The organism is Vibrio sp. 10N.247.310.23, from assembly GCF_041467155.1.
GTDB lineage: Bacteria > Pseudomonadota > Gammaproteobacteria > Enterobacterales > Vibrionaceae > Vibrio > Vibrio crassostreae_C.
This window is the reverse complement of the sequence record NZ_JBFSTZ010000001.1, coordinates 182,571-206,683: the sequence shown is the minus strand read 5'-3', so window position 1 is coordinate 206,683 and position 24,113 is coordinate 182,571. Positions and strand designations below refer to the sequence as shown.

Here is a 24,113-nt window from a genome sequence, read left to right as displayed (position 1 = left end):
AGATACGCAAATGTCCGCCTCGTTTCCATTAGCGAAACTTACCTTTTTAATCGCTATTCTGACTGCCGTAGGTCAAATGACTCAAACGATGTACGTGCCTTCTATCGGTCATATGGCAGGTGAGTTCTTAGTTTCGGCATCTTCACTGCAGGCAGTGATGGCGTGTTACTTGATCCCTTATGGTCTGTCGCAATTTGTTTACGGCCCACTTTCAGATCGCCTAGGTCGTAAACCGATCATCGTGATTGGTTTGATCATCTACATCATCGGTACTTTGGTAGCATTGTTCGCTCACGAATATGAATGGTTCTTAGCGGGCAGCTTTATCCAAGGTTTGGGCATCGGTTGTGGTGGTGCGATGTCTCGTACATTGACTCGCGACTGTTTTGAAGGCGCAGAGCTGCACCGTGCAAACAGCTTGATTAGCATGTGTGTGATTTTCTCACCATTGATGGCTCCTGTACTGGGTGGTTACCTAACAGAAGTTTTCGGCTGGCGTTCTAGCTACTTATTCCTTGCGCTGTTTGGTATTGCTGTTGTGATCACTATGATGACGAGCATGATGGAAACACTGCCGAAAGAACGACGCAAGCATGAATCGGTTGCCAACAGCTACAAGTTCGTTCTGTCTGATAAACGTTTCCAAGGTTTCTTATTGGTATTAGTCGCAACCTTTGCTGGTGTAGCCGTATTTGAAGCAGCGGCAGGTGTGTTGCTTGGTGGCGTACTTGGCTTACCGGCAACCACAGTAAGCTTGCTGTTTGTCTTGCCTATTCCAGGTTACTTAGTCGGTGCAGGCTTATCTAGTTACATCGCACAACGTCGCTCTGAGCGCCGTGCATTGAATGTTGGTCTGGTTGCGATATTGGTAGGCTCAACAGTGGTATTGATACCGGGTCTGTTTGGTCAAACAACAGCATTAACTTTGATTGGCGGTGCCACAATTTACTTCTTGGGCGCTGGCATATTATTCCCAGCAGCAACAACAGGGGCACTTTCGCCATTCCCGTACCACGCTGGTACTGGAGGTGCGATTTTAGGTGGTATGCAAAACCTAGGTGCTGGCATCGCAACACTATTGGCATCGTTCTTCCCAGCTCAAGACCAACTGCCACTCGGTTGCCTGATGATTGCTATGTCATTCATCGCTATGCTTGGTTTACGTTGGGTTAATCGTAAACCTGACCACTCAAACGAAATGCCATTGGCTATTTAACGTAAAACTCGAATCTTGCTAAACAAAGGAAAGGGACATACTGAAAAGTGTGTCCCTTTTTGTTGCACATTTATTCCTTCCACTCTCACGTATCAGTAATTTCATTTAACATTGCTTTGATTTTTTGAAAACAATAACAGACACTTACGATGAAGGTGCATATCCAGAATCCAATTATAAATAATATCACTGGAAGAACACCAACGTACCTGAACTCTCACAACAAAGGATGCTGGCATTAAAACGAGTAAGGTACACACTAAGGATATACAGATGCGTATCGCTTTAACCACATTAGCCGTATCAATAGCGCTTGTCGCCGGATGCAGCAATCAAGGAATCTCAACCATGAACCACTACTCTCAATCACAGCTCGTCGCTCAGCAAACCCAAGCACCCGTTGCTAAGAAAGTCCCTCACGCAATGACGATTCATGGTGACACCCGAATCGATGATTACTACTGGATGCGCAACGATGCACGCCAAGATCCAGAGATTTTGCAACAACTTGAGCAAGAGAATCAGTACGCAGATACAGTGTTGAAACATACAGAAGCAGCACAAAAACAATTATTTGAAGAGATCAAAGGCCGAATCGCAAAAGACGACAATTCGGTACCGGTTCGCAAAGGCAGTTACTACTACTCGAATAAGGTCACAGGTGACAACGAATACCCAGTTCACCTGCGTGAAAAAAACTTTTTAGGCACAGACAAGCAAGTCATCTTAGATGTTAACGAGCTAGCAAAAGAACATGAATTCTTCAGTATTGGTGGCTTAACGATCAGCCCAGACGAAAACTTGTTGGCCTATGGCGAAGATACGCTAAGCCGCCGCATTTACACCATCAAGATCAAAGACCTCACAACAGGTGAATACCTAAAAGATGAAATTGAAGGCGCTTCGAGTGCAATCGCATGGCAAAACGACAACCAAGCCTTCTACTACATCAAAAAAGATCCACAAACATTGCTGGGTTATCAAGTTTACCGCCACGTATTAGGCACAGATCAAGCAAGCGATGAGTTAATCTACGAAGAGACCGATAGCGCTTACTACACCTCTTTGAGCAAAAGCAAAGATGGTGAACAGGTCTACATTTGGCACTCGAGCACAGAAACCAGCGGTGTTTCAGTCATCGATGCCAACAACCCAAAGGCTACAGCTGAGGCTTTCTACCCAAAAGAGACCGGCATAGAGTACAGCATCGCTAAGCTAGGTGATTGGTATTACATCTACACCAACTACCAAGCGGTCAACTTCCGTTTAATGAAAGTCACCGCCGAAGAGATGCATGATCGCTCAAAATGGGTCGATGTCATCCCAGCAGACGATAATACTCAGCTTGTAGATTTCGAGTTGTTTGATGACCATCTTGTTTACGAACAACGCGCGGATGGCTTGTCTACAGTGAAAGTTCGCCAACTCTCAACAGGCAACGAGTTCCCACTTGAATTTAACGACACCGCATTTGCCGCTTACCTAACGCGTAACTATGAATTAGATAACGCAAAAGTTCGTATCTATTACAGCAGCTTAACCACGCCAGGTACTTACTATGATTTCGACCTAAGTACAGGTGAATCCGAACTCATGAAGCAAACACCCGTATTAGGTGGTTTCGAAGCGGATAACTACCAATCAGAGCGAATCATGATTACGGCTCGCGATGGTAAGCAAGTTCCTGTCTCTTTGGTTTATCGTAAAGACTTATTTAAGAAAGACGGCACTAACCCAATCTACCAATACGGCTATGGGTCTTACGGCTCTACGATTGAACCTACCTTCAGCTCAACTCGCCTAAGCCTACTGGATAGAGGTTTTGTTTATGCCATCGCACATGTCCGCGGTTCAGAAATGCTTGGTCGCCCTTGGTATGAAGATGGCAAAAAACTGACCAAACAAAACACGTTCAACGACTTTATTGATGTAACCAAAGAGCTTGTTGAAGAAGGCTACGGCGCGAAAGATAAAGTGTTCGCCGTTGGGGGGTCTGCTGGCGGTCTATTGATGGGAGCAATCATCAACCAAGCACCAGAACTGTACCGTGGTATTGGTGCACATGTTCCGTTTGTAGACATTGTGACAACCATGCTCGATGAATCGATCCCTCTAACCCCCAATGAGTATGACGAATGGGGTAACCCGAACGATAAAGCCTACTACGATTACATGCTGGGGTACTCACCGTACGACAACATTAAGGTACAAAACTACCCGAACATGTTGGTAACGACAGGCCTGCATGACTCACAGGTGCAGTACTTTGAGCCAATGAAATGGGTTGCGAAGCTGCGTGAAATGAAAACAGACAACAACGTATTGCTGTTCAAAACCGATATGGAAGCCGGTCACGGTGGCGCTTCTGGCCGATTTAAACGATTAAAAGAAGACGCACTTGAATACGCGTTCTTTTTGGATTTACTTAAGACTCAATAGATTCTACGTAACTGTAAGTATTCACATCATTTAATGTCGCCATTTTGTCTCTACAAAGTGGCGACAGAAATTATTAAGCATGGTTAAATACGATGAACCATGAAATCCACCAAATCAAAAACCTTTAAAAACAAGCAGTGACAAAGGTTTACGAGAGGTATAAAAACAAATGAAAGTAATTAGCTTCAACATCAACGGTCTTAGAGCCCGCCTTCACCAACTGCAAGCTATTATCGACAAACACCAACCCGACGTGATTGGTCTGCAAGAGATAAAAGTGCACGATGAAGCCTTCCCAATTGCTGATGTTGAAGCAATGGGCTATAAGGTTTACTTCCACGGTCAAAAAGCCCACTACGGTGTGGCAATGTTGTGTAAGCAAGAGCCTATTTCTGTGCAGAAGGGTTTCCCAACAGATAATGAAGACCATCAAAAACGCATGATCATGGCGACGTTTGAAGATGAAAATGGTGAAAAGGTTACCGTGCTAAATGGCTACTTCCCTCAAGGGGATAACATCAAGCATGAAACAAAATACCCGTACAAACGCCAGTTCTACAAAGACTTGATGACTTACCTAAATGACTACCACAACAAAGACGAACAAGTCATTGTGATGGGCGACATTAATATCAGCCCTATCGACGCAGACATCGGCATCGGTGAACCTAATGCGAAACGTTGGTTGAAAACAGGTAAGTGCTCTTTCCAACCAGAAGAGCGAGAATGGTTGAAAACACTGATGGATTGGGGTTTTGTGGATAGCTTCCGCTTACTGCACCCTGAAGTAAACGACCAATACTCGTGGTTTGACTACCGCTCAAAAGGCTTCGTAGACAACCGCGGCCTGCGTATTGATGTAGTCCTAGCGACTCAAAAGCTTGCCGATAAGTGTACTGAAGCTGGCATCGATTACGAGCTACGCGGCATTGAAAAACCGTCAGATCACGCTCCGATTTGGTCAACGTTTAAGTAATCAACAGCAACAGAATCTGCTCATAAAAAACGGCGCTATAGAAGCGCCGTTTTGTTAATTATGATGTGTAATTAGCTAAGTGGTCTTAAGTAAGCTAAGAAACGTTTCTCTGCGAATTTGAAAATCGCAATGATGATAAACGTCAACCCCATGTAAAACAGACCTGCTGTTAGGAAAGATTCAAACGGAGCATAGTAGCGAGAGTTAACCAAACGAGCTGCACCCGTTAGATCCATAATCGTCACAATACCTGCAACGGCTGAGCCGTGAAGCATAAAGATAACTTCGTTACTGTAAGCCGGTAATGCACGACGTAATGCACTTGGCAGAATGATACGTCGGTATGTCTTAGGTGTGCTCATGCCATACGCTTTTGCTGCTTCAACTTCACCTTTTGGTAAGCCGTTAATCGCACCGCGAATGATTTCAGCTGTGTATGCCGATGTGTTAAGGATGAATGCCACCAAAGCACAAAACCATGCATTTTCCCATAGTGTATCTTTTACAGGGAAGAACTGATCCATTCCGTAGTAAATCAGGTACAACTGCACCAATAATGGCGTACCACGGAAGAAATAGATGAATGACCAAGCCGGAGCATTAATCAGCATATTTGGACTGTTACGAGCGATAGCTAGTGGTATGGCGACGAATAAGCCAATGATCAAAGCAACGCAAACCATCCAAGCCGTTGTCCATAAACCACCAAGGTAAATCGGCAGGCTTTCAATTATCAATGAAAAGTCCATAACTACCTCGCGTGGATACTGAATTTACGTTCAACCAGCTTAAGTAAGCCCGTTGAAACACTGGTGAAGAATAAGAAGATAATCGCCACAGTCATGTAGAAAGTGAATGGCATTTTGGTTGAACCCGCCGCCAGTGCACTAACACGTACCATGTCTTCTAGGCCAATAATCGAAACCAGCGCAGTGGTTTTAAGTAATACCAGCCAGTTATTCCCAAAACCCGGTAATGCGTGACGAATCATCTGCGGTAGCAGTATGCGGTGAAACGCCTTTACAGGGCTCATACCATAAGCTTTTGCCGCTTCCATTTCACCGCTGTCGACAGCCATGATGGCACCACGGAACGTTTCTGCCATATAGGCACCGAAAATAAAGCCTATGGTTAAGACACCAGCAACAAATGGGCTGACATCAATATAATCAGGTAGGTAAGAGGTCCATTCGTGGTTAGGATCACTGGATGCAAACCACTCGTTGAGCCACTCGTTGATGGAATACAAACTGTTGTTTAAAAGGATTTGTCCACCAAAGAAAATCAGCATCATCAATACGAGATCGGGAATACCTCGAATGACGGTTGTGTAGAGGGTTGCAATAGCACGAGCCCAGCGATAAGGCGCGAGTTTTGCTAAGGCACCTAGCATACCAAGAACCATAGCTAAAATTAGCGACAGCAAGGCAACTTCGATTGTGAGCACCGCCCCTTTCAGGATCGACGCTTCATATCCTTGTAAATCAAACATAATGGATTCCAACAGAACTGCGAAAAAGTTGGTAAGACAGGGAGAGGAGAACCTCTCCCTTAAGAATTGACGCTAAAGATTACTGACCGTATACGTCGTAGTTGAAGTATTTAGCCGCGATATCTTGGTAGATGCCTTTTTCACGTAGTGAAAGGATTGCCGCATCTAATTGCTTAGTCAGATCTTTGTCTTGCTTACGTAGAGCAATACCAAAACCTTCGCCGAACCACTTAGGATCAGTTAGTGATGGACCAACGAACTCGTAGTCTTCACCACCAGCTTTGTTTAGCACGCCTTCTTCTAGAGCAGATGCATCACCTAGTACAGCAGCAACACGACCGTTTGCTAGATCAAGGTAAGCTTCGTCGAATGAACCGTAACGAACGATCTCTACTGTATCGCCGTAGTTGTCTGTTAGGTATTTATCGTGAGTTGTTGCACGTTGAACGGCAATCTTTTGACCGCTTAGATCATCAAAGTTAAGGCCTGCACCTTTCTTAGCGATGAACTTGTTTGGGATAAGTGCGTATTTACCTGTGAAGTCGATTTTTTTCTTACGTTCTTCCGTGATAGACATTGCCGCAATGATCGCATCATATTTACGAGCAAGTAGAGAAGGAATGATACCATCCCAGTCTTGTGCAACGATCTTACACTGCACCTGCATTTCAGTACAAAGTGCGTTAGCCATATCGACATCGAAGCCTTTCAGTGAACCATCAGCTTCTGTCCAGCTAAATGGAGGGTAAGCACCTTCAATACCAAAGCGTACTGTTTTCCATTCTTTTGCTTGAGCTACGCCCGTTGCAGCAGTTGCAGCAAGTGCCGCGACTAATAACCACTTTTTCATATCCCTACTCCTGTGATTTAGGTTTTTATGTTTTGCTAGTTTTAATATTGTGTTTGTTGTTGCTTATTAACTTACTTGTTGTGTTTTATTGTTCACACCGTCGCTGTTTACCTTGGCAACGGCGTTTCAATTCTGATTAGTAAATCGATGAGATAAATTGTTGTAAACGTTCAGATTCAGGTTCCGTAAACAGTTTAGCTGGATCGCCCTGTTCTTCCACTAGACCTTGGTGCAGGAACATCACATGGTTTGATACGTCACGAGCAAAAGCCATTTCATGTGTTACCACAAGCATGGTTCTTCCTTCTTCTGCTAGATCTCGCATTACACCAAGTACTTCCCCTACTAACTCAGGGTCAAGTGCTGATGTTGGCTCATCAAACAGCATCACTTCCGGATCAACCGCTAACGCTCGAGCAATTGCCGCTCGTTGTTGTTGTCCACCGGATAAATGACCTGGGTAGTAATCTTTGCGCTCATACAAGCCTACTTTTTTAAGTAGTAGCTCTGCATTTTCAATCGCTTGTGCTTTAGGTACACCTAAGACGTGAACAGGCGCTTCGATAACGTTTTCGAGAACGGTCAGGTGAGACCAAAGATTGAAGCCTTGAAAAACCATCGCTAAGCGAGAACGGATTCGCTGTACTTGTTTTTCATTAGCAGGAACAGATACGCCTTGGCGGTTGTTTTTCATTTGAATTAATTCGCCATTAACCCAAATCTCGCCTGCAGTTGGTGTCTCTAAAAGGTTGATACATCTAAGGAAAGTACTTTTACCCGACCCTGAAGATCCGATAATCGATACAACATCGCCTTTGTGCGCAGAAAGTGAAATTCCCTTTAAAACTTCATTTTGACCAAACGTTTTGTGTAGATCCTTTATGTCCAGCGCTGGTACATCTTTCATGCGCTTTCTCTCCCAAGTTTGTGAAAATGCAAGGTACTCCGACCTTTTCATGCGATACAAACTAGCACCACACGAAACAACATGCAACAAATTATTAACCTAATAAATTGGAATAAATAGCGATTCACTCTGACTTATTATGCAAAAGGTAGCGTTTTCGCCTCAATTTAATGAATGAGTTCTATCAATAAGCTGTAATTACACCCTTTACATTGTTTAAATAAAGTTAACCAAAATGAGATTCACGTAGCTTGATGTCTCACAAGAAAAACAAGTTTTGTGAACTTAGATACGCCGAGATCTGCAAAATATAATCTGCACGCTCAACACTACATACACACCGTAAGGCACAATTATTTTAAGGTTATTACATTGTAAGCATTTCACTCGGAACAGTTGGGAAGCAAGTAATAGTGAAATAACTCAGTAAGAATTGAGTATTGAACTCAAGCCATGACGACAAAGGCTCGAAGAAGATAGGTAAACGTCAATTTGTGAAAACTAATTACACGATTCATCAATGGGAAGTTAATGAATCGCTGCGTTTTGTAGCTTTCTTTCACATATACTCATAAAGTGATCAAGATCAATCACCCTAAAGGGTAAGCTTGTTAGACTCCTCAGCAAAGAATAAGGCATTAAAAATGCCAAACATTTCTTTTAACTTAGCTGCATAAAGCACATCAAAACCGTGCAACATGATGTTAATGAGTTATAACTAAGAAATAACGCAATTACGCAATTACGCGAACTTATAGAATTCAATTTTAGAATTACTAACATAAAATATGAGGAATCTATGTCAGACGTTGTGAACAATGCGAACTCTGAAGTAGAAGAGAAAAGCTATAAAGAGCTACACCGCCCTGCTTCTGAATTTGAGAACCGCTCAGATTATCTAGATCACGAACTTCAAATCATGAAGCCTCGCCGCTTTGGCCTAAACCTTCCTGGCCGTGACTTCCGCTTTGAACTAGAAGACCTTGTTCCTGCACTGGCTGGTACCATTGGTATCATCGCGATGTACTCTGCAGTAATGATGTCTTGGGCTGAAGGCCTAACTCAAGCTTGGGATCACGTAAACCTTGGTAAAGACTTTGCGATTGAAGTCGCTCGTGTAGAAATGCTTATCCCTGCACTGCTGTTCTGTATCCTTGCTTCTGGTTTCTTTAACCCTAAAGCTAACCTTGCCGGTAACCACGGCCCAATGATTCCTCTTATTGGTACCATCGCTCTTGCTGGTGCTCACCCTCTTGCATTGGCAATCCTTATCGGTGTCTTCGGTCTTATCCTAAGCTTCCTAAAAGGTGGGTCTAAACTTGTTAACCTTACCTCTGAAGGTACGGCGGGTGGCTTGCTCATCTTCTTGGGTCTAACCGGTACAATGAGCCAAATCAACTCAATTCAAGCTTGGGCTGTTGGTCTTCAGTCTGACACTGTCGCTGCTGGTAGCATGGGTTACATCGGTTTGATTGTTCTAGCCGTTACCATCGGTCTATATGCATTCCTTGCTAAAGTGAACAAGCGTTGGTTAGCAATCCCTGTTTGTGCTTTCACTGGTCTAGCTATTGCTCTAGTACTTGGTGCTGGTTTCGATATCAAATTCGTAACTGAAACAGGCATTCCAAACCTAAACCCAATCTACTGGTGGGGTTCTACTGAAGAAGGTTGGATGCTTGGTTTACCAAACGTTGAGCACTTCATCGCTTCTCTACCATTTGCAATCCTAGCAGTAGCAATGTGGTCACCTGACTTCCTAGGTCACCGTATCTTCCAAGAACTGAACTACCCTAAAAAGTCTGAAAAAGTACTGATGGACGTAGACGACACAATGACTATGTGTTCAGTTCGTCAAATGGTAGGTACAGCAGTTGGTGGTGGTAACATCACTTCATCTTGGGGTACTTACATGATCCCAGCAGCAATCGCGAAACGTCCAATCCCTGGCGGCGCAATCTTGCTTGGCTCTCTATGTATTATTGTTGCGATTCTTGGCTTCCCAATGGACGTAGCAGTATGGCCACCAGTGATGCGTGTTGCGCTACTTGTAGGTGTATCTCTACCTCTACTTGAAGCGGGTATGCAGATGGTTAAAGATTCAAAAGACTCTCAAGCAGCTGGTATCTGTATCTTCGGTTCAGCGGTTGTTAACCCAGTATTAGCATGGGCACTGACTATGCTTCTAGATAATAACGGTCTAATTGGTGATAAAGAGCGTGCGAAGCGTCTATCATTTGTAGATAAGATTGTTATCCCAGTTGGCGTTTTAGTTATCTGTCTAGTAGCAATGCTTGCAGTTGGTATGCTAGAAAGTCAATATGGCCTAAAAGCTTGGCTATAATGGTCCTTACTACACAAAAGTAGTATTAGGATTAAAAAAAAGTTTGGGTGGCAACCCCTGCCACTCAAATTTTTTCAACTTTTTTTGGCATTTATTGATTTAGTTTAAGGTTTACAGAAATTTTTTAGCGTAGTCTTGAATTCATAGAGTAAAGACAACATATAAAAGGTAGTGACAATATATATAACCATATGACGCTTATATGCTCATATATATTGTTATTAATAAGAGTGTACTACCCTTACGAGGGGCGCTGGCTCAACAGTGTTAATGTACGTATTTTTTCTACTAAAAAGGTAGGTATGTCATGGCAGAGCAATTTGCTAAAGCTTGGGAAGATTTTGCTGCAGGTGAGTGGCAAAGCGAAGTAAACGTTCGTGATTTCATTCAAAAGAACTACACGCCGTATGAAGGCGACGAGTCTTTCCTAGTTTCTGAGGGTACTGAAGCAACTAACAAGCTTTGGTCTTCGGTAATGGAAGGTATCAAACAGGAAAACGCAACTAAAGCACCTGTAGATTTCGATACTTCTGTTATCTCTACCATTACTGCTCACGATGCAGGTTACATTGAGAAAGATCTTGAGACTATCGTTGGTCTACAAACTGAGAAGCCACTAAAACGTGCAATCATCCCTAACGGTGGTGTGCGTATGGTTGAAGGTTCTTGTAAAGCATACGGTGAAACTCTTGACCCAATGGTTTCAAAAATCTACTCAGAATACCGCAAAACACACAATGCTGGCGTTTTCGATATCTACACTCCTGATATCCTAAAATGTCGTAAGTCTGGTGTTCTGACTGGTCTTCCTGATGCTTACGGCCGTGGTCGTATCATTGGTGACTACCGTCGTGTTGCACTTTACGGTATTGATTTCCTAATGAAAGACAAGCAAGCTCAATTTGCTTCTCTTCAAGAGCAATTCGAAAACGGTGAAAACCTAGCAGAAACAATGCAACTGCGTGAAGAGATCTCTGAGCAACATCGTGCTCTAGGTCAAATCAAGCAAATGGCTGAGAAATACGGTTTCGATATCTCTGAGCCAGCTCAAACAGCTCAAGAAGCTATCCAGTGGACTTACTTCGGCTACCTAGCTGCTGTTAAATCTCAAAACGGTGCTGCAATGTCTCTAGGTCGTACTTCGACTTTCCTAGACATCTACATCGAGCGTGATATCGCTGCTGGCAAGATCACTGAAGAACAAGCACAAGAAATGATCGACCACTTCGTAATGAAACTGCGTATGGTTCGTTTCCTACGTACTCCTGAGTACGATGAGCTGTTCTCTGGCGACCCAATCTGGGCAACAGAGTCTATGGGTGGTATGGGTATCGACGGTCGTACGCTAGTAACGCGTTCGAACTTCCGTTTCCTAAACTCTCTATACACTATGGGTCCTTCTCCAGAGCCAAACATCACTGTTCTTTGGTCTGAGCAACTACCTGACGGCTTCAAGCGTTTCTGTGCGAAGGTATCTATCGATACTTCTTCTATCCAGTACGAAAATGATGACCTAATGCGTCCTGACCTAGAGTCTGATGATTACGCTATCGCTTGTTGTGTATCTCCAATGATCGTTGGTAAGCAAATGCAGTTCTTCGGTGCTCGTGCTAACCTTGCGAAAACAATGCTTTACGCAATCAACGGCGGTGTGGACGAGAAACTTAAGATGCAAGTTGGTCCTGTTTCAGACAAGATCACTGACGAAGTTCTTAACTACGATGACGTAATGGGTCGCCTAGACACATTCATGGACTGGTTAGCTAAGCAATACGTGACTGCACTAAACAGCATTCACTACATGCACGACAAGTACAGCTACGAAGCGTCTCTAATGGCTCTTCATGACCGTGATGTTCGTCGTACTATGGCTTGTGGTATCGCTGGTCTATCTGTTGCAGCTGACTCACTGTCTGCAATTAAGTTTGCTAAAGTGAAGCCAATCCGTGACGAAGACGGTATCGCAACTGACTTCGAAATCGAAGGCGATTACCCTAAATACGGTAACAACGACTCTCGTGTAGATGATATTGCTTGTGAACTAGTTTCTACGTTCATGAACAAGATCCGTAAGCTTAAGACTTACCGTAACTCTATCCCTACACAGTCAGTTCTTACTATCACGTCTAACGTTGTATACGGTAAGAAAACTGGTAACACTCCAGACGGTCGTCGTGCTGGCGCTCCTTTCGCTCCTGGTGCAAACCCAATGCACGGTCGTGATGAGAAAGGTGCTGTAGCATCACTAACGTCTGTAGGTAAACTACCATTTGCTGACGCACAAGATGGTATCTCTTACACGTTCTCTATCGTGCCAAACGCACTAGGTAAAGAACAAGACAGCCAACGTGCTAACCTTGCAGGCCTAATGGATGGTTACTTCCACCACGAAGCTGGCATTGAAGGTGGTCAACACCTTAACGTTAACGTTCTTAACCGCGAAACTCTTGAAGACGCAGTTAAGCACCCTGAGAAATACCCTCAGCTAACAATCCGTGTATCTGGTTACGCTGTTCGCTTTAACTCTCTAACTGCAGAGCAACAAGCTGACGTAATCGCACGTACATTTACTGAGTCTCTATAAGCTCACGCTCAATAGACAGTAAATAATATTAGCCTCGCCAATGTGCGGGGCTTTTTTATATCTGAAATAAATCGCACTACACTCACCTATCCCGCGAAATGTTAGGTTGAGCAAAAAAGCACCCTGCCATTCACTTTTTTTCCACAAATTCTGTCAAATTACGGTAATATCGCGGTTCATAATTTAAGAGTAACTGCTCCATGAAATACCTGCGTTGTTTACCCCTGATTCTTCTCTCTTTCTCATCTTTAGCCTCTGAGCGTTCTACGTTAACTTTTGCTTTAGATAATGATGGTATTTTTGGTGTCGACCAAGACTATACCAACGGCTTATTTCTGGGTTACACATCATCAAGTATTACGCCATATAACTGGGTAAAACCATTGAGTCTTTCCTACTGGGGCGCAAGCTCTCTAGACAAGTGGGAAATCACCATTGGCCACAAGATGTATACGCCTTCTGACATTGAGTTAGAAACGCCATCGCCTAATGATCGCCCATACGCAGGTTACCTTCACACTGAATTCAATTACATCAGCTTAAACCCACAGCAAGCCCAGCGTTTTAATATCACGTTTGGTACTACGGGCGAACGTGCACTGTCTGAAGATGCTCAAAAGCTGGTTCACTCAATCACTAAGTCGGATGAGCCGATGGGTTGGGAATACCAAGTTGATGATGAGTGGGCGGGAAGCGTTGGTTACCTAAGCCATTTCAACCTAATGCGTAATCAAGCTCTTGCGAATACTGACTACGAAATCTCTAACGTTTCTGAAATCAACGTCGGTAACTTTAGAAGTGATATCTCGACTGGTTTTATGTTCCGTTGGGGTACGGACTTAGGCGGTAACTTTGGTGCAGCTAACATCACCACAGAAAACCCATTCAAACCTGGCATGATCGGCGCATCAAACGCTGGTTGGTTTACCTATGCCGGCCTTGAAGGTCGCTACCGATTCAACGACCTGACTATCGAAGGTGATCGTTCTGAAATCGAAGATAATTGGCCGAATCCAGAACAATACGATGTGACTTTAGAGAACATTCAGGCTACTGCTGTGCTTGGTGTGGCTTGGTATAACCAATACGTTGGTGCATCTTTCGCGCTAACAGCAAAAACACCGGATTACGAAGAAGCGAAAGAGTCAGTGTACACCACTGGCGGTATCACAATGTTTGCTTTCTTCTAGCCACCAGTAAGGGCTTTCGTCCTTTACTTTTCAAGTTTAATAAAGGCAATCATCTTCACAGGTGGTTGCCTTTATTTTTAAAGGTCTCGTTACCATTTGACCCTATTTTATGTACCGATTTTGTAATAAAATAAACGGTATAAATTCCTCTACGAGAATAGCTCATGTCTACAACTGGTCGCATTCACTCATTCGAATCTTGTGGTACTGTCGATGGCCCTGGTATCCGCTTTATTGTGTTTCTTCAAGGCTGCTTAATGCGTTGTATGTACTGTCATAACCGTGATACATGGGATCTTCATGACGGAAAGGAAGTAACGGTCGAAGAGATCATCAACGAAGCAAAATCATACCGTCATTTCATGAAAGCTTCGGGCGGTGGTATCACCTGTTCTGGTGGTGAAGCGATGCTACAACCTGAGTTTGTTCGTGATTTTTTCCGCGCAGCTCAAGCTGAAGGCATCCACACTTGTCTTGATACTAATGGCTACATTCGTAAGCACACTGAAGTGGTTGACGAAGTACTAGAAGCCTCTGATCTAGTGATGCTCGATCTTAAGCACATGCGAGATGAGATTCACCACGATTTCATTGGTGTATCAAACAGACGTACTCTGGATTTTGCGCGCTACCTACACAAAATCGGTAAGAAGACGTGGATTCGTTATGTGATTGTCCCTGGCTACACGGACACGCCTGAAGATGCTCATCTGCTAGGTGAATTCATCAAAGACATGGATAACATCGAGAAAGTAGAGCTGCTTCCATACCATAAGCTGGGTGCACATAAGTGGGAAGCACTTGGTTTTGACTACCCTCTTGAAGGTACAAATCCGCCAAGCAAAGAGAAAATGGATGAGATTGTTGCTGTTCTTAGCCAGTATCATTCAAACGTAAAATACTAATACTGCAGACGATGCTCAACCTCTATTTTAAACGCCTTATTTTCGATTGGGGCGTTTTCTTTTCTAGCGCTAACTATCCTTTCACTTTTCTTTACAACTTTTTTTTATCAACTCAAAAAATCATATTAAATCCGTGTTGAGATCATGTTTCCACTCGTAGGAATGCTGTTACTCTTACTGCAACAAAAGAATACAACATTTAGTTTTTAGTGAGGCTCCTCCCATGGAAATGACCAATGCTCAGCGTCTAATTCTATCAAATCAATACTACCTAATGTCTCAAATGGATCCTGAGAACTCCGCGAAATACCAGCGTCTACAAACGATTGTAGAACGTGGTTACGAACTCCAAATGCGTGAACTTAACAAAGAGTTTGGTTGTTTGACTGAAGCAGAATGTCGCGAAATTATCGACATCATGGAGATGTACCATGCAATGCAAGAGTCGAACAAAATGCTTGCAGAACAAGAGCGTGCTGAAGTAGACCAACGTCGCCTGCAGTTCTTAGGTTTTGATATCGCTTCTGAAGCGCAGATCGTACACTACGTGCGTTTCCTTGTTGATTCTGAAGGTCTTTACCCTCAATTCGACAAAGCCGATCACCACTTCAATAGCCAGATGCCAATGCTAGAGAAGTACCGTCGCATGCTAACAACATGGCGCAACTGCCCTCGTCAGTACCACCTATGTGCGACAGAGCTATCTCAAATCTTTAGCGCTTAATTCGTTAATAGATCAGCGATAACTTTTAAAAAGTTTCAAGAAAAAGGGTTACTCATCATGAGTAACCCTTTTTTTAATGTTCGCACACAAAGAGAAAAACCAAAGCAACTAGAAAACGTAAGCAACACCAACGTTCGCGGCCATGTTGATACCACTTTCAAGTATTGGGCTATTCTCTATATCACCTTCAAGGTTGGTATAACGAACGCCACCAGTTACTCGAACATTTGGCGTAACATGCAGATAGCCACTATTTTGAACCCATTATTCTTCACTACATCTACCTATTTATTGAGCAATTTTTGATAACTTAGCGCATTATATGGTACCCCATTCCAAAAATCAATAGAGCCCAGTTATACATCTAATGCACATAAATCCATTGTGAGTATTGTTAAGCGACCTAAAATCTCAAAACAAACGGCCAGATCCCCTCGAATGTAAAATAATTTGATTCTACGCGCCTCAAGTTGCCTATTGCGCTCGCCACGTTTTTCACACGCAAAATTGTAAATAAATACATAATTGTTAAGCAAAATTGTGGAAGCGGGTCTAACCTTAAAATGTAGGGAGAGCCTATTTTTCAATCGCTCGTCAGTTTTGACTGGTTAACAAGGGGAATGTGACTATGAGTATCTTTGACCACTATCAATCACGTTATGAAGCAGCCAAGGAAGAAGAGCTGACATTGCAGGAGTTCTTAGGGCTGTGTAAAGACGATAAAAGTGCTTACGCTAATGCTGCCGAGCGCTTATTACTAGCCATTGGCGAACCAGAGGTTATTGACACTGCTCAAGACCCTCAACTGAGTCGTATTTTCTCGAACCGTGTCATCTCACGCTACAGCGAATTTAAAGATTTCTACGGTATGGAAGATGCGATTGAACAGATTGTTTCTTACTTAAAACATGCTGCGCAAGGTTTAGAAGAACGTAAACAAATCCTTTACCTACTTGGCCCTGTGGGCGGTGGTAAATCTTCTCTCGCTGAAAAACTCAAAGCCCTGATGCAGAAACTACCAATCTATGTATTGTCTGCTGACGGTGAACGAAGCCCAGTAAACGATCACCCATTCTGTCTATTCGACGTTAACGAAGACGGCGACTTATTGAAGAATGAATATGGCATTGAGAAACGCTATCTTCGCTCAATTATGTCTCCGTGGGCAGCGAAACGTCTGCACGATTTTGGTGGTGATATTTCCAAATTCAAAGTCATCAAACTGCGCCCTTCTATTCTCGATCAAGTTGCGATCGCGAAAACGGAGCCAGGTGATGAAAACAACCAAGATATCTCGTCTCTGGTTGGTAAAGTTGATATTCGTAAACTTGAACACTTCTCTCAAGATGATCCTGATGCCTACAGCTACTCTGGTGCGCTTTGTAAAGCCAACCAAGGTGTGATGGAATTCGTGGAGATGTTCAAAGCGCCAATCAAAGTATTACACCCTCTACTTACGGCAACACAAGAAGGTAACTTCAACGGTACCGAAGGGCTTTCTGCACTGCCATTTGACGGTATGATTCTCGCTCACTCGAACGAATCTGAGTGGCAGACCTTCCGTAACAACAAAAACAACGAAGCATTCCTCGACCGTGTGTACATTGTAAAAGTCCCTTACTGTCTGCGTGTGTCTGAAGAAGTTAAGATCTACAAGAAACTGCTTGAGCACAGTGAGCTATCCCAAGCGCCTTGCTCACCAAGCACACTCGATCTGCTATCGCAATTCAGCATTCTTTCGAGACTAAAAGAGCCTGAAAACTCATCTCTATTCTCTAAGATGCGTGTTTACGATGGTGAGACTCTAAAAGACACCGATCCAAAAGCGAAGAGCTACCAAGAGTACCGAGATTATGCTGGCGTTGACGAAGGCATGTCTGGGCTATCAACGCGTTTCGCCTTTAAGATCCTGTCTCGTGTGTTTAACTTCGACCAAGCCGAAGTGGCCGCGAACCCAGTGCACCTGTTCTACGTTATTGAGCAGCAAATCGAACGGGAGCAGTTCCCTCAAGAGACCGCCGAGAAGTACCTAGAGTTCTTGAAAGGATACCTAGTGCCACGCTACGTAGAGTTCATCGGTAAAGAAATTCAAACCGCTTATCTAGAGTCTTACTCTGAGTACGGTCAGAATATCTTCGACCGCTATGTCACCTACGCAGATTTCTGGATTCAAGACCAAGAGTACCGCGACCCAGAAACAGGCCAACTATTTGACCGTGCTTCTCTGAATGGCGAACTAGAGAAAATCGAGAAGACAGCCGGTATCAGTAACCCTAAAGACTTCCGAAATGAGATTGTGAACTTTGTGCTTCGTGCCAAAGCCAACAATAACGGTCAAAACCCAGTGTGGACGAGCTACGAGAAACTGCGCACTGTGATTGAGAAGAAAATGTTCTCTAACACAGAAGAGCTACTTCCTGTTATTTCGTTCAATGCTAAGACCTCAACGGATGATCAGAAAAAACATGACGACTTCGTTGCTCGTATGATGGAAAAAGGCTACACCGAGAAGCAAGTGAGACTGCTATCTGAGTGGTACCTAAGAGTTCGTAAATCCTCATAACTAAACGGTATTGAGCTGCTCAACTGAGCAGCTCGTATAAACCAATAACTTTTATACCTTAGTAAATCAATAACTCTTATACCCGAATAAAAAGTAGGATCGCGACATCAGCTGAGAGGGAGTTCTTATGGCACAATTTATCGATCGGAGGCTCAATGGCAAAAATAAGAGTGCTGTGAATAGACAGCGTTTCTTACGACGCCATAAAGAGCAAATCAAAGAATCTGTGGCCGATGCAGTTAACCGACGCTCAATCACCAATACAGAAACAGGTGAAGACGTCACTATTCCCCATAAAGACATCAAAGAGCCGAACTTTCACCAAGGTCAAGGCGGCGTAAGAGAGCGCGTTCACCCAGGTAATGATCAGTTCATCACTGGCGATAAAATCGAACGCCCTAAAGGTGGTGGTCAAGGTGGTGGCTCAGGCCAAGGCGACGCAAGCCCTGACGGCGAAGGCCAAGATGAATTTACCTTCCAAATTTCAAAAGATGAGTATCTTGATATTCTCTTTGAAGATTTAGCTCTACCTAATCTAGAGAAAAATCAGGTCAACAAAATCACCGAATGGAAAACTCACCGCTCTGGTTACCAAAGCGCGGGGATTCCATCCAACATCGCTATCGTTCGTTCACTACAGCAATCTCTGGCTCGTAGAACCGCGATGACAGCAGGTAAAAAGCGCGAGCTTAACCTACTGATGGAACAGCTTGACCAAGTTAAAATGACGGAGCCGGCACAACCTTTTGAGGAAGGTCGCCTCAAAGAAGAGATTGCCGAGTTACGTAAAAAGATTGAAAGCGTGCCGTTCATTGACACCTTCGACTTACGTTTTAAAAACTACGAGAAGCGCCCTATTCCATCTAGCCAAGCCGTGATGTTCTGTCTAATGGATGTATCGGGCTCTATGGATCAGGCCACAAAAGATATTGCGAAGCGCTTTTATGTTCTTCTGTATCTGTTCTTAAATCGCACCTACGAAAACGTCGATGTTGTGTTTATTCGTCACCATACTCAGGCTAAAGAGGTCGACGAACATGAGTTTTTCTACTCACAAGAAACGGGTGGCACCATTGTTTCGAGCGCACTGAAACTGATGAAGGAAATTGTCGCAGACCGCTACCCTGCTAATGAGTGGAACATCTATGCAGCACAAGCCTCTGATGGCGATAACTGGGCTGATGACTCTCCTCGTTGTAAAGAGTTACTGGTCAATACGCTTCTGCCAACTTGCCAATATTACTCTTACATCGAAATAACACGCCGCTCTCATCAAACGCTTTGGCACGAATACGAAAAACTCGAGAGTAGCTTTGACAACTTCGCCATGAAAAACATTAAAACGGTGGATGATATTTTTCCTGTGTTTAGAGAACTGTTCCAGAAAGAGACAGCGTAAGGGAGTTTGCCATGACAGCGAAATCAAACGTTGCAGAGAAAGACAAAGCTGCAAAGAAGAAAAACGACAAGATGCTGCCTGATGGTCCAGATTGGACATTCAACCTCTTGGAGAAATACCACGTAGAAATTAAGCGTGTGGCGCAGCATTACCGTTTAGACACTTACCCAAACCAGATTGAAGTGATTACTTCAGAACAGATGATGGATGCCTACTCGAGCATTGGTATGCCTATCAATTACAACCACTGGTCTTTTGGTAAGAAATTCATTCAAACCGAGCAAAACTACAAGCATGGCCAAATGGGCTTGGCATACGAAATCGTAATCAACTCCGATCCTTGTATCGCTTACCTGATGGAAGAGAACACGGTCACAATGCAGGCGCTGGTAATGGCTCACGCTTGTTATGGCCACAACTCTTTCTTTAAAGGCAACTACCTGTTCCAAACATGGACCGATGCCAGTTCCATCATCGATTACTTGTTGTTTGCTAAGAAGTACATCAGTGGTTGTGAAGAGAAATATGGTGTTGCTGAAGTCGAGCAGCTCCTTGATTCTTGTCACGCACTGATGAATTACGGCGTAGACCGATACAAACGCCCTGAGAAGATTTCCATTGCAGAAGAGACAGCAAGACAAGAAGAACGCGAAGCTTATCTGCAATCTCAAGTGAATGAGCTATGGCGAACCGTTCCTCAAAATAAAAGTAAGGAAGAAGAGACCAAGATCCGCTTTCCTAGCGAGCCTCAAGAAAACATTCTCTACTTTATCGAGAAGAACGCACCACTGCTTGAACCTTGGCAACGAGAGTGTGTTCGCATCGTTCGCAAAGTGAGCCAATACTTCTACCCTCAAAAACAAACTCAAGTGATGAACGAAGGCTGGGCAACCTTCTGGCATTACACCATTCTTAACCACCTTTACGACGAAGGCTTGGTGAGTGATAAGTTCATCTTAGAATTCCTACACAGCCATACCAGTGTCGTCGCACAACCCGCCTACAACAGCCCTTATTTCAGCGGAATAAACCCTTATGCGCTTGGCTTTGCGATGTTTAGAGACATCCGACGCATCTGTGAAGAGCCAACCGATGAAGATAGAGAGTGGTTCCCTGAGTTAGCAGGAAGTGATTGGTTAGAAGCGGTGCACTTTGCGATGCACAACTTCAAAGATGAAAGTTTCATCAGCCAATACCTTTCTCCAAAAATCATTCGAGACTTTAAGCTGTTCTCTGTACTCGACGACGACCGTAAAAATACCATTGAGGTGAGTGCTATTCATGATGATCCGGGCTATCGCCTGATTCGTGAGAAGCTTGCGGCGCAATACAACCTAAGTAACCTTGAACCAAACATTCAGGTGTTTAATGTCGATGTTCGTGGTGACCGCTCAATGACACTGCAATATGTGCCTCACGACCGCATCCCGCTTGATAAAGGCTACGACGAAGTGATGAAGCATCTCTATCGCTTGTGGGGCTTTGATGTGATTTTGGAAGAGCTCAAAGACACGGGTCATCGAGAAATCCTGACGACTTGTCCGAAACGCAATGACTATGGAGCCAAGATTTAATACCCATCATAGTAAGTAGATTATGGGTATAAAACTCCGCTCCCCCTACAACATAGTGGTCACCCGCTCGGAAGTGGAGCAATAAAAAAGCGCATAAGTCTGATGACTTATGCGCTTTCTTTTTAAGGCTCGAACTAAATAAGCTTAAACAATCGGCTTTTGACCGCGTTCAATCAGCTTCATCAGCACGCTGTCTGCAGATTTACCTGCCACGCCAGCTAGCTTGTCTGACAGCTTTTTCTTCTGTACATAGTGAATCGCTAAAACCGTCTTGTCTTTGCATGCTTCAACAACTAAGTCATCAGAAGTACGGATCTCATCCACCAGCCCAAGTTCATGTGCTTGTGTACCAAACCAGTGCTCACCCGTTGCAACCTTATCAAGGTCTAGCGCTGGACGATGGTCACGAATGAAGTCTTTGAATAAGCCGTGTGTCTCTTCTAGCTCTTCTTTGAACTTCTCACGTGCTTTATCGCTGTTCTCACCAAACATAGTCAGTGTGCGCTTGTACTCACCCGCAGTTAGCTGTTCAAACTCAATGTCGTGCTTTTTAAGCAGTTTATTGAAGTTTGGTAGTTGAGCAATCACGCCAATAGAACCAACGATAGCAAACGGTGCAGATACAATTTTGTCTGCGATACATGCCATCATGTAACCACCGCTTGCTGCTACTTTGTCTACCGAGATAATCAAAGGCAGGCCAGCCGCTTTGATACGATCAAGTTGAGAAGACGCCAGACCATAGCCATGAACCATGCCACCGCCAGATTCAAGCTTAAGTAAGACTTCATCGCCTTCACGAGCCACAGCCAGAACCGCCGTTACCTCTTCACGCAATGAAGCCACTTCTTTCGCATCAATGCTGCCGTTAAAATCAAGAACGAATAGATGTGGTTCACGCTTGCTATCAAGCTCACCCTCTTTCGCTGCTTTCTTCACTTCTTTACCGCGTGATTTTACTTTCTCTTTTTCCGCTTTCTTTTCTGCTTTATCACGGGCTTTGATGAAAGCATCATCATGTAGATGGTGCTCTAATTGTTCAATCGTCTGTTTATGGTGTTCAGATAGGTTCGTGATTTCCAGCTCACCTTTAATCGCGCTTGATTTTCCACCCACAGATTTAGCAATGACTAAAATTGCAATGATGGCGATTACAACGGTCGCAATCTTGGCTAAAAACAAGCCGTAGTCCAACAAAAATTCCAATGTCATATCCCCTATTGTATGAATTAGTGTATTGTAACCATCTTGTCACGATTACCAAGAATTTCTCATCATTCCTGCGGTTATCTGTGTGATTAAACATCAATGGAATGACGAACATAATAAAAGAAAGAAGGATAAGCACAGTGGATTACCCAATCTCTACAGATGCCCTCAAAGATAAAGTAATTTTGGTTACAGGTGCCGGTGCTGGCATTGGTCGCCAAGCTGCACTAAGCTTCGCTCAACATGGCGCAACTGTCATTCTGTTAGGCCGCAATGTTAAAAACCTAGAATTCATTTACGATGAAATCGAAAGCGCTGGTTACCCGCAGCCTGCAATTATCCCATTGGATTTAAAAGGCGCGACAAAACAGAACTACATTGATATGGCTGAAACCATTGAATCGCAGTTCGGTCGTTTAGACGGTCTACTTCATAACGCTGGCGTTTTAGGTACTCTGAGCCCGTTTGAGCAGATTGATGAAGAGACCTTTGATGATGTTATGCAGATCAATGTGAAGTCTGAGTTCTTGATGACTCAAGCTCTGCTACCTGCACTTAAAAAAGCAGAAGCAGGTCGTATCGTATTTACCTCTTCAACGGTTGGTCACTCTGGCCGTGCATTCTGGGGCACTTACGCGATTTCTAAGTTTGCTACCGAAGGTATGATGCAGATCCTAGCGGACGAGCTTGAAGACACGAACATCCGTGTTAACGCAATCAATCCAGGCGGCACTCAAACACGTATGCGTGCAAAAGCGTACCCAGGTGAAGATGCGAACAAGCTGAAAACGCCACTCGACATCATCCCACTGTACCTACACTTAATGAACCCAAGTGTGACAGACATTAATGGCCAATGTATCGACGCTCAACCTAAGTAGTTGATATTATAACCAATAACAAGAAGCCGCTTCCATAGCGGCTTTTTTTGTATCTAAATCAACTACCTAATACTTACTTCCGCTAATTTTCATCATTTTGCTTTGCATCTTTTCCATTGTTAAATATACTGTATAAATATACAGGTATTTAATTATGCATGAACTCATAAAAAACTTACAAGACCGCCAGCTAATCTGGAAAGGGCTACAATCAACAACGCAAGGAAGTACCACTTCGACAGGCTATCCGCAATTGGATAAACAGCTTGATGGTGGCTTTCCTACACACGGCGTTATTGAAGTTGAATCACAACAAGGGATTGGCGAACTGCGCCTTCTTACCCCCTATTTAGCTCAGCAAAACTCACAGAAGCTGGCCATATTCATTCACCCGCCAGGGAAGATCTGTGCCGAGTTTTTTAGCAGCCAAGGGATTGAACTCGATAACATCTTAGTAATCGAGCCTCAACGCGATCTCGATGCGTTGTGGGCAGCTGAGCAGTGCCTCAAAAGCGGCGCTTGTCACTCTGTATTGCTATGGGGAGTCGATCTAGAAATACACCAAACAAAGCGCCTACAAGCAGCCAGTGAAACCGGTAAGTGCCTGCAGTTTCACTTTAAAGCCACCAGCCATAATCAATTATCCCTGCCCGTTTCCTTAAGCATGAAACTCTCTTCTCACGCGCAGGGATTAAAGGTTGAAGTGACTAAGAGAAAAGGCAGCTGGTCGTATGGCGGCTTTATTCTAGACATGACACACAACTGGCCGTTACTCACAGAGAACGTCATTCATGAAGACAATTTAGATCGTGCTTTGTCAGGTAACACTGTGCTGGCTTTTCCTATTGCGAAGCAAGGCTAGC

The 24,113-nt window shown here is 43.9% G+C and carries 18 protein-coding genes and 1 pseudogene; 13 read left to right on the top strand and 6 right to left on the bottom strand.

Annotation, left to right across the window (positions count from 1 at the left end):
* Positions 1 to 10 precede the first annotated feature (10 nt).
* The 3 genes from emrD (at position 11) to xthA (ending at position 4,631) form a co-directional block, all read left to right on the top strand.
* Entirely contained in the window at positions 11 to 1,216 is a 1,206-nt protein-coding gene (emrD, locus tag AB6D93_RS00900; protein WP_017065927.1) for a multidrug efflux MFS transporter EmrD, read from the top strand.
* Positions 1,217 to 1,564: 348 nt separating this feature from the next.
* Positions 1,565 to 3,655 (top strand): S9 family peptidase, encoded by a 2,091-nt coding sequence (locus AB6D93_RS00895; protein ID WP_170967425.1) that lies wholly within the window; start codon positions 1,565 to 1,567, stop codon positions 3,653 to 3,655.
* A 169-nt stretch (positions 3,656 to 3,824) separates the two neighbouring features.
* Complete coding sequence (gene xthA / locus AB6D93_RS00890; protein ID WP_010437369.1) at positions 3,825 to 4,631, top strand: exodeoxyribonuclease III; 807 nt, start codon at positions 3,825 to 3,827, stop codon at positions 4,629 to 4,631.
* A 71-nt stretch (positions 4,632 to 4,702) separates the two neighbouring features.
* Here the strand turns inward: xthA and AB6D93_RS00885 are convergent, their stop codons facing one another.
* From AB6D93_RS00885 to AB6D93_RS00870, 4 genes are all read right to left on the bottom strand, one after another.
* Positions 4,703 to 5,380: an ABC transporter permease gene (locus tag AB6D93_RS00885; protein WP_017063494.1), complete on the bottom strand. Its 678-nt coding sequence runs from the start codon at positions 5,378 to 5,380 to the stop codon at positions 4,703 to 4,705.
* A gap of 2 nt (positions 5,381 to 5,382) precedes the next feature.
* Positions 5,383 to 6,123, bottom strand: a complete 741-nt coding sequence (locus tag AB6D93_RS00880) for an ABC transporter permease (protein WP_017063493.1) — start codon at positions 6,121 to 6,123, stop codon at positions 5,383 to 5,385.
* A gap of 79 nt (positions 6,124 to 6,202) precedes the next feature.
* Entirely contained in the window at positions 6,203 to 6,973 is a 771-nt protein-coding gene (locus AB6D93_RS00875) for an ABC transporter substrate-binding protein (RefSeq protein ID WP_010437364.1), read from the bottom strand.
* A gap of 136 nt (positions 6,974 to 7,109) precedes the next feature.
* Positions 7,110 to 7,880, bottom strand: a complete 771-nt coding sequence (locus AB6D93_RS00870) for an ABC transporter ATP-binding protein (RefSeq protein ID WP_004736532.1) — start codon at positions 7,878 to 7,880, stop codon at positions 7,110 to 7,112.
* 799 nt (positions 7,881 to 8,679) lie between these two features.
* On the opposite strand from AB6D93_RS00870, the gene AB6D93_RS00865 reads away from it, so the two are divergent.
* The 5 genes from AB6D93_RS00865 to AB6D93_RS00845 all read left to right on the top strand — a co-directional run bounded on the left by AB6D93_RS00865 (position 8,680) and on the right by AB6D93_RS00845 (position 15,624).
* On the top strand, positions 8,680 to 10,221 hold the full coding sequence (locus AB6D93_RS00865; protein WP_008220142.1) for a DUF3360 family protein: 1,542 nt from the start codon (positions 8,680 to 8,682) through the stop codon (positions 10,219 to 10,221).
* A gap of 307 nt (positions 10,222 to 10,528) precedes the next feature.
* Positions 10,529 to 12,805 carry a formate C-acetyltransferase gene (pflB, locus tag AB6D93_RS00860; RefSeq protein WP_017063492.1) on the top strand — a complete coding sequence of 759 codons (2,277 nt, stop codon included), beginning with the start codon at positions 10,529 to 10,531 and terminating at the stop codon, positions 12,803 to 12,805.
* A 200-nt stretch (positions 12,806 to 13,005) separates the two neighbouring features.
* A complete protein-coding gene (locus tag AB6D93_RS00855; RefSeq protein WP_102332498.1) occupies positions 13,006 to 13,995 on the top strand; it encodes a lipid A deacylase LpxR family protein in 990 nt (329 codons plus the stop codon).
* 164 nt (positions 13,996 to 14,159) lie between these two features.
* Entirely contained in the window at positions 14,160 to 14,900 is a 741-nt protein-coding gene (gene pflA, locus AB6D93_RS00850; protein ID WP_010437353.1) for a pyruvate formate lyase 1-activating protein, read from the top strand.
* A 223-nt stretch (positions 14,901 to 15,123) separates the two neighbouring features.
* Positions 15,124 to 15,624: a YfbU family protein gene (locus AB6D93_RS00845; RefSeq protein ID WP_017066932.1), complete on the top strand. Its 501-nt coding sequence runs from the start codon at positions 15,124 to 15,126 to the stop codon at positions 15,622 to 15,624.
* A 108-nt stretch (positions 15,625 to 15,732) separates the two neighbouring features.
* Here AB6D93_RS00845 and AB6D93_RS00840 read toward each other — a convergent pair.
* Positions 15,733 to 15,873: pseudogene (locus AB6D93_RS00840) on the bottom strand (MipA/OmpV family protein); the annotation flags it as partial.
* A 379-nt stretch (positions 15,874 to 16,252) separates the two neighbouring features.
* Between AB6D93_RS00840 and AB6D93_RS00835 the strand changes: the two are divergent.
* From AB6D93_RS00835 to AB6D93_RS00825, 3 genes are all read left to right on the top strand, one after another.
* On the top strand, positions 16,253 to 18,187 hold the full coding sequence (locus AB6D93_RS00835; RefSeq protein WP_017062132.1) for a PrkA family serine protein kinase: 1,935 nt from the start codon (positions 16,253 to 16,255) through the stop codon (positions 18,185 to 18,187).
* Positions 18,188 to 18,314: 127 nt separating this feature from the next.
* Positions 18,315 to 19,586, top strand: coding sequence for a YeaH/YhbH family protein (locus tag AB6D93_RS00830; RefSeq protein ID WP_017062133.1), 1,272 nt, complete (start codon positions 18,315 to 18,317; stop codon positions 19,584 to 19,586).
* An 11-nt stretch (positions 19,587 to 19,597) separates the two neighbouring features.
* Positions 19,598 to 21,160 carry a SpoVR family protein gene (locus tag AB6D93_RS00825; protein ID WP_050634858.1) on the top strand — a complete coding sequence of 521 codons (1,563 nt, stop codon included), beginning with the start codon at positions 19,598 to 19,600 and terminating at the stop codon, positions 21,158 to 21,160.
* Positions 21,161 to 21,304: 144 nt separating this feature from the next.
* On the opposite strand, the gene sohB is transcribed toward AB6D93_RS00825, so the two are convergent.
* Positions 21,305 to 22,372: a protease SohB gene (gene sohB / locus AB6D93_RS00820; RefSeq protein ID WP_065583981.1), complete on the bottom strand. Its 1,068-nt coding sequence runs from the start codon at positions 22,370 to 22,372 to the stop codon at positions 21,305 to 21,307.
* Between the two features lie 137 nt (positions 22,373 to 22,509).
* On the opposite strand from sohB, the gene AB6D93_RS00815 reads away from it, so the two are divergent.
* Both AB6D93_RS00815 and imuA read left to right on the top strand, forming a co-directional pair.
* Entirely contained in the window at positions 22,510 to 23,250 is a 741-nt protein-coding gene (locus AB6D93_RS00815; protein WP_017629695.1) for a YciK family oxidoreductase, read from the top strand.
* 154 nt (positions 23,251 to 23,404) lie between these two features.
* A complete protein-coding gene (gene imuA, locus AB6D93_RS00810; protein WP_102332499.1) occupies positions 23,405 to 24,112 on the top strand; it encodes a translesion DNA synthesis-associated protein ImuA in 708 nt (235 codons plus the stop codon).
* Position 24,113 lies beyond the last annotated feature (1 nt).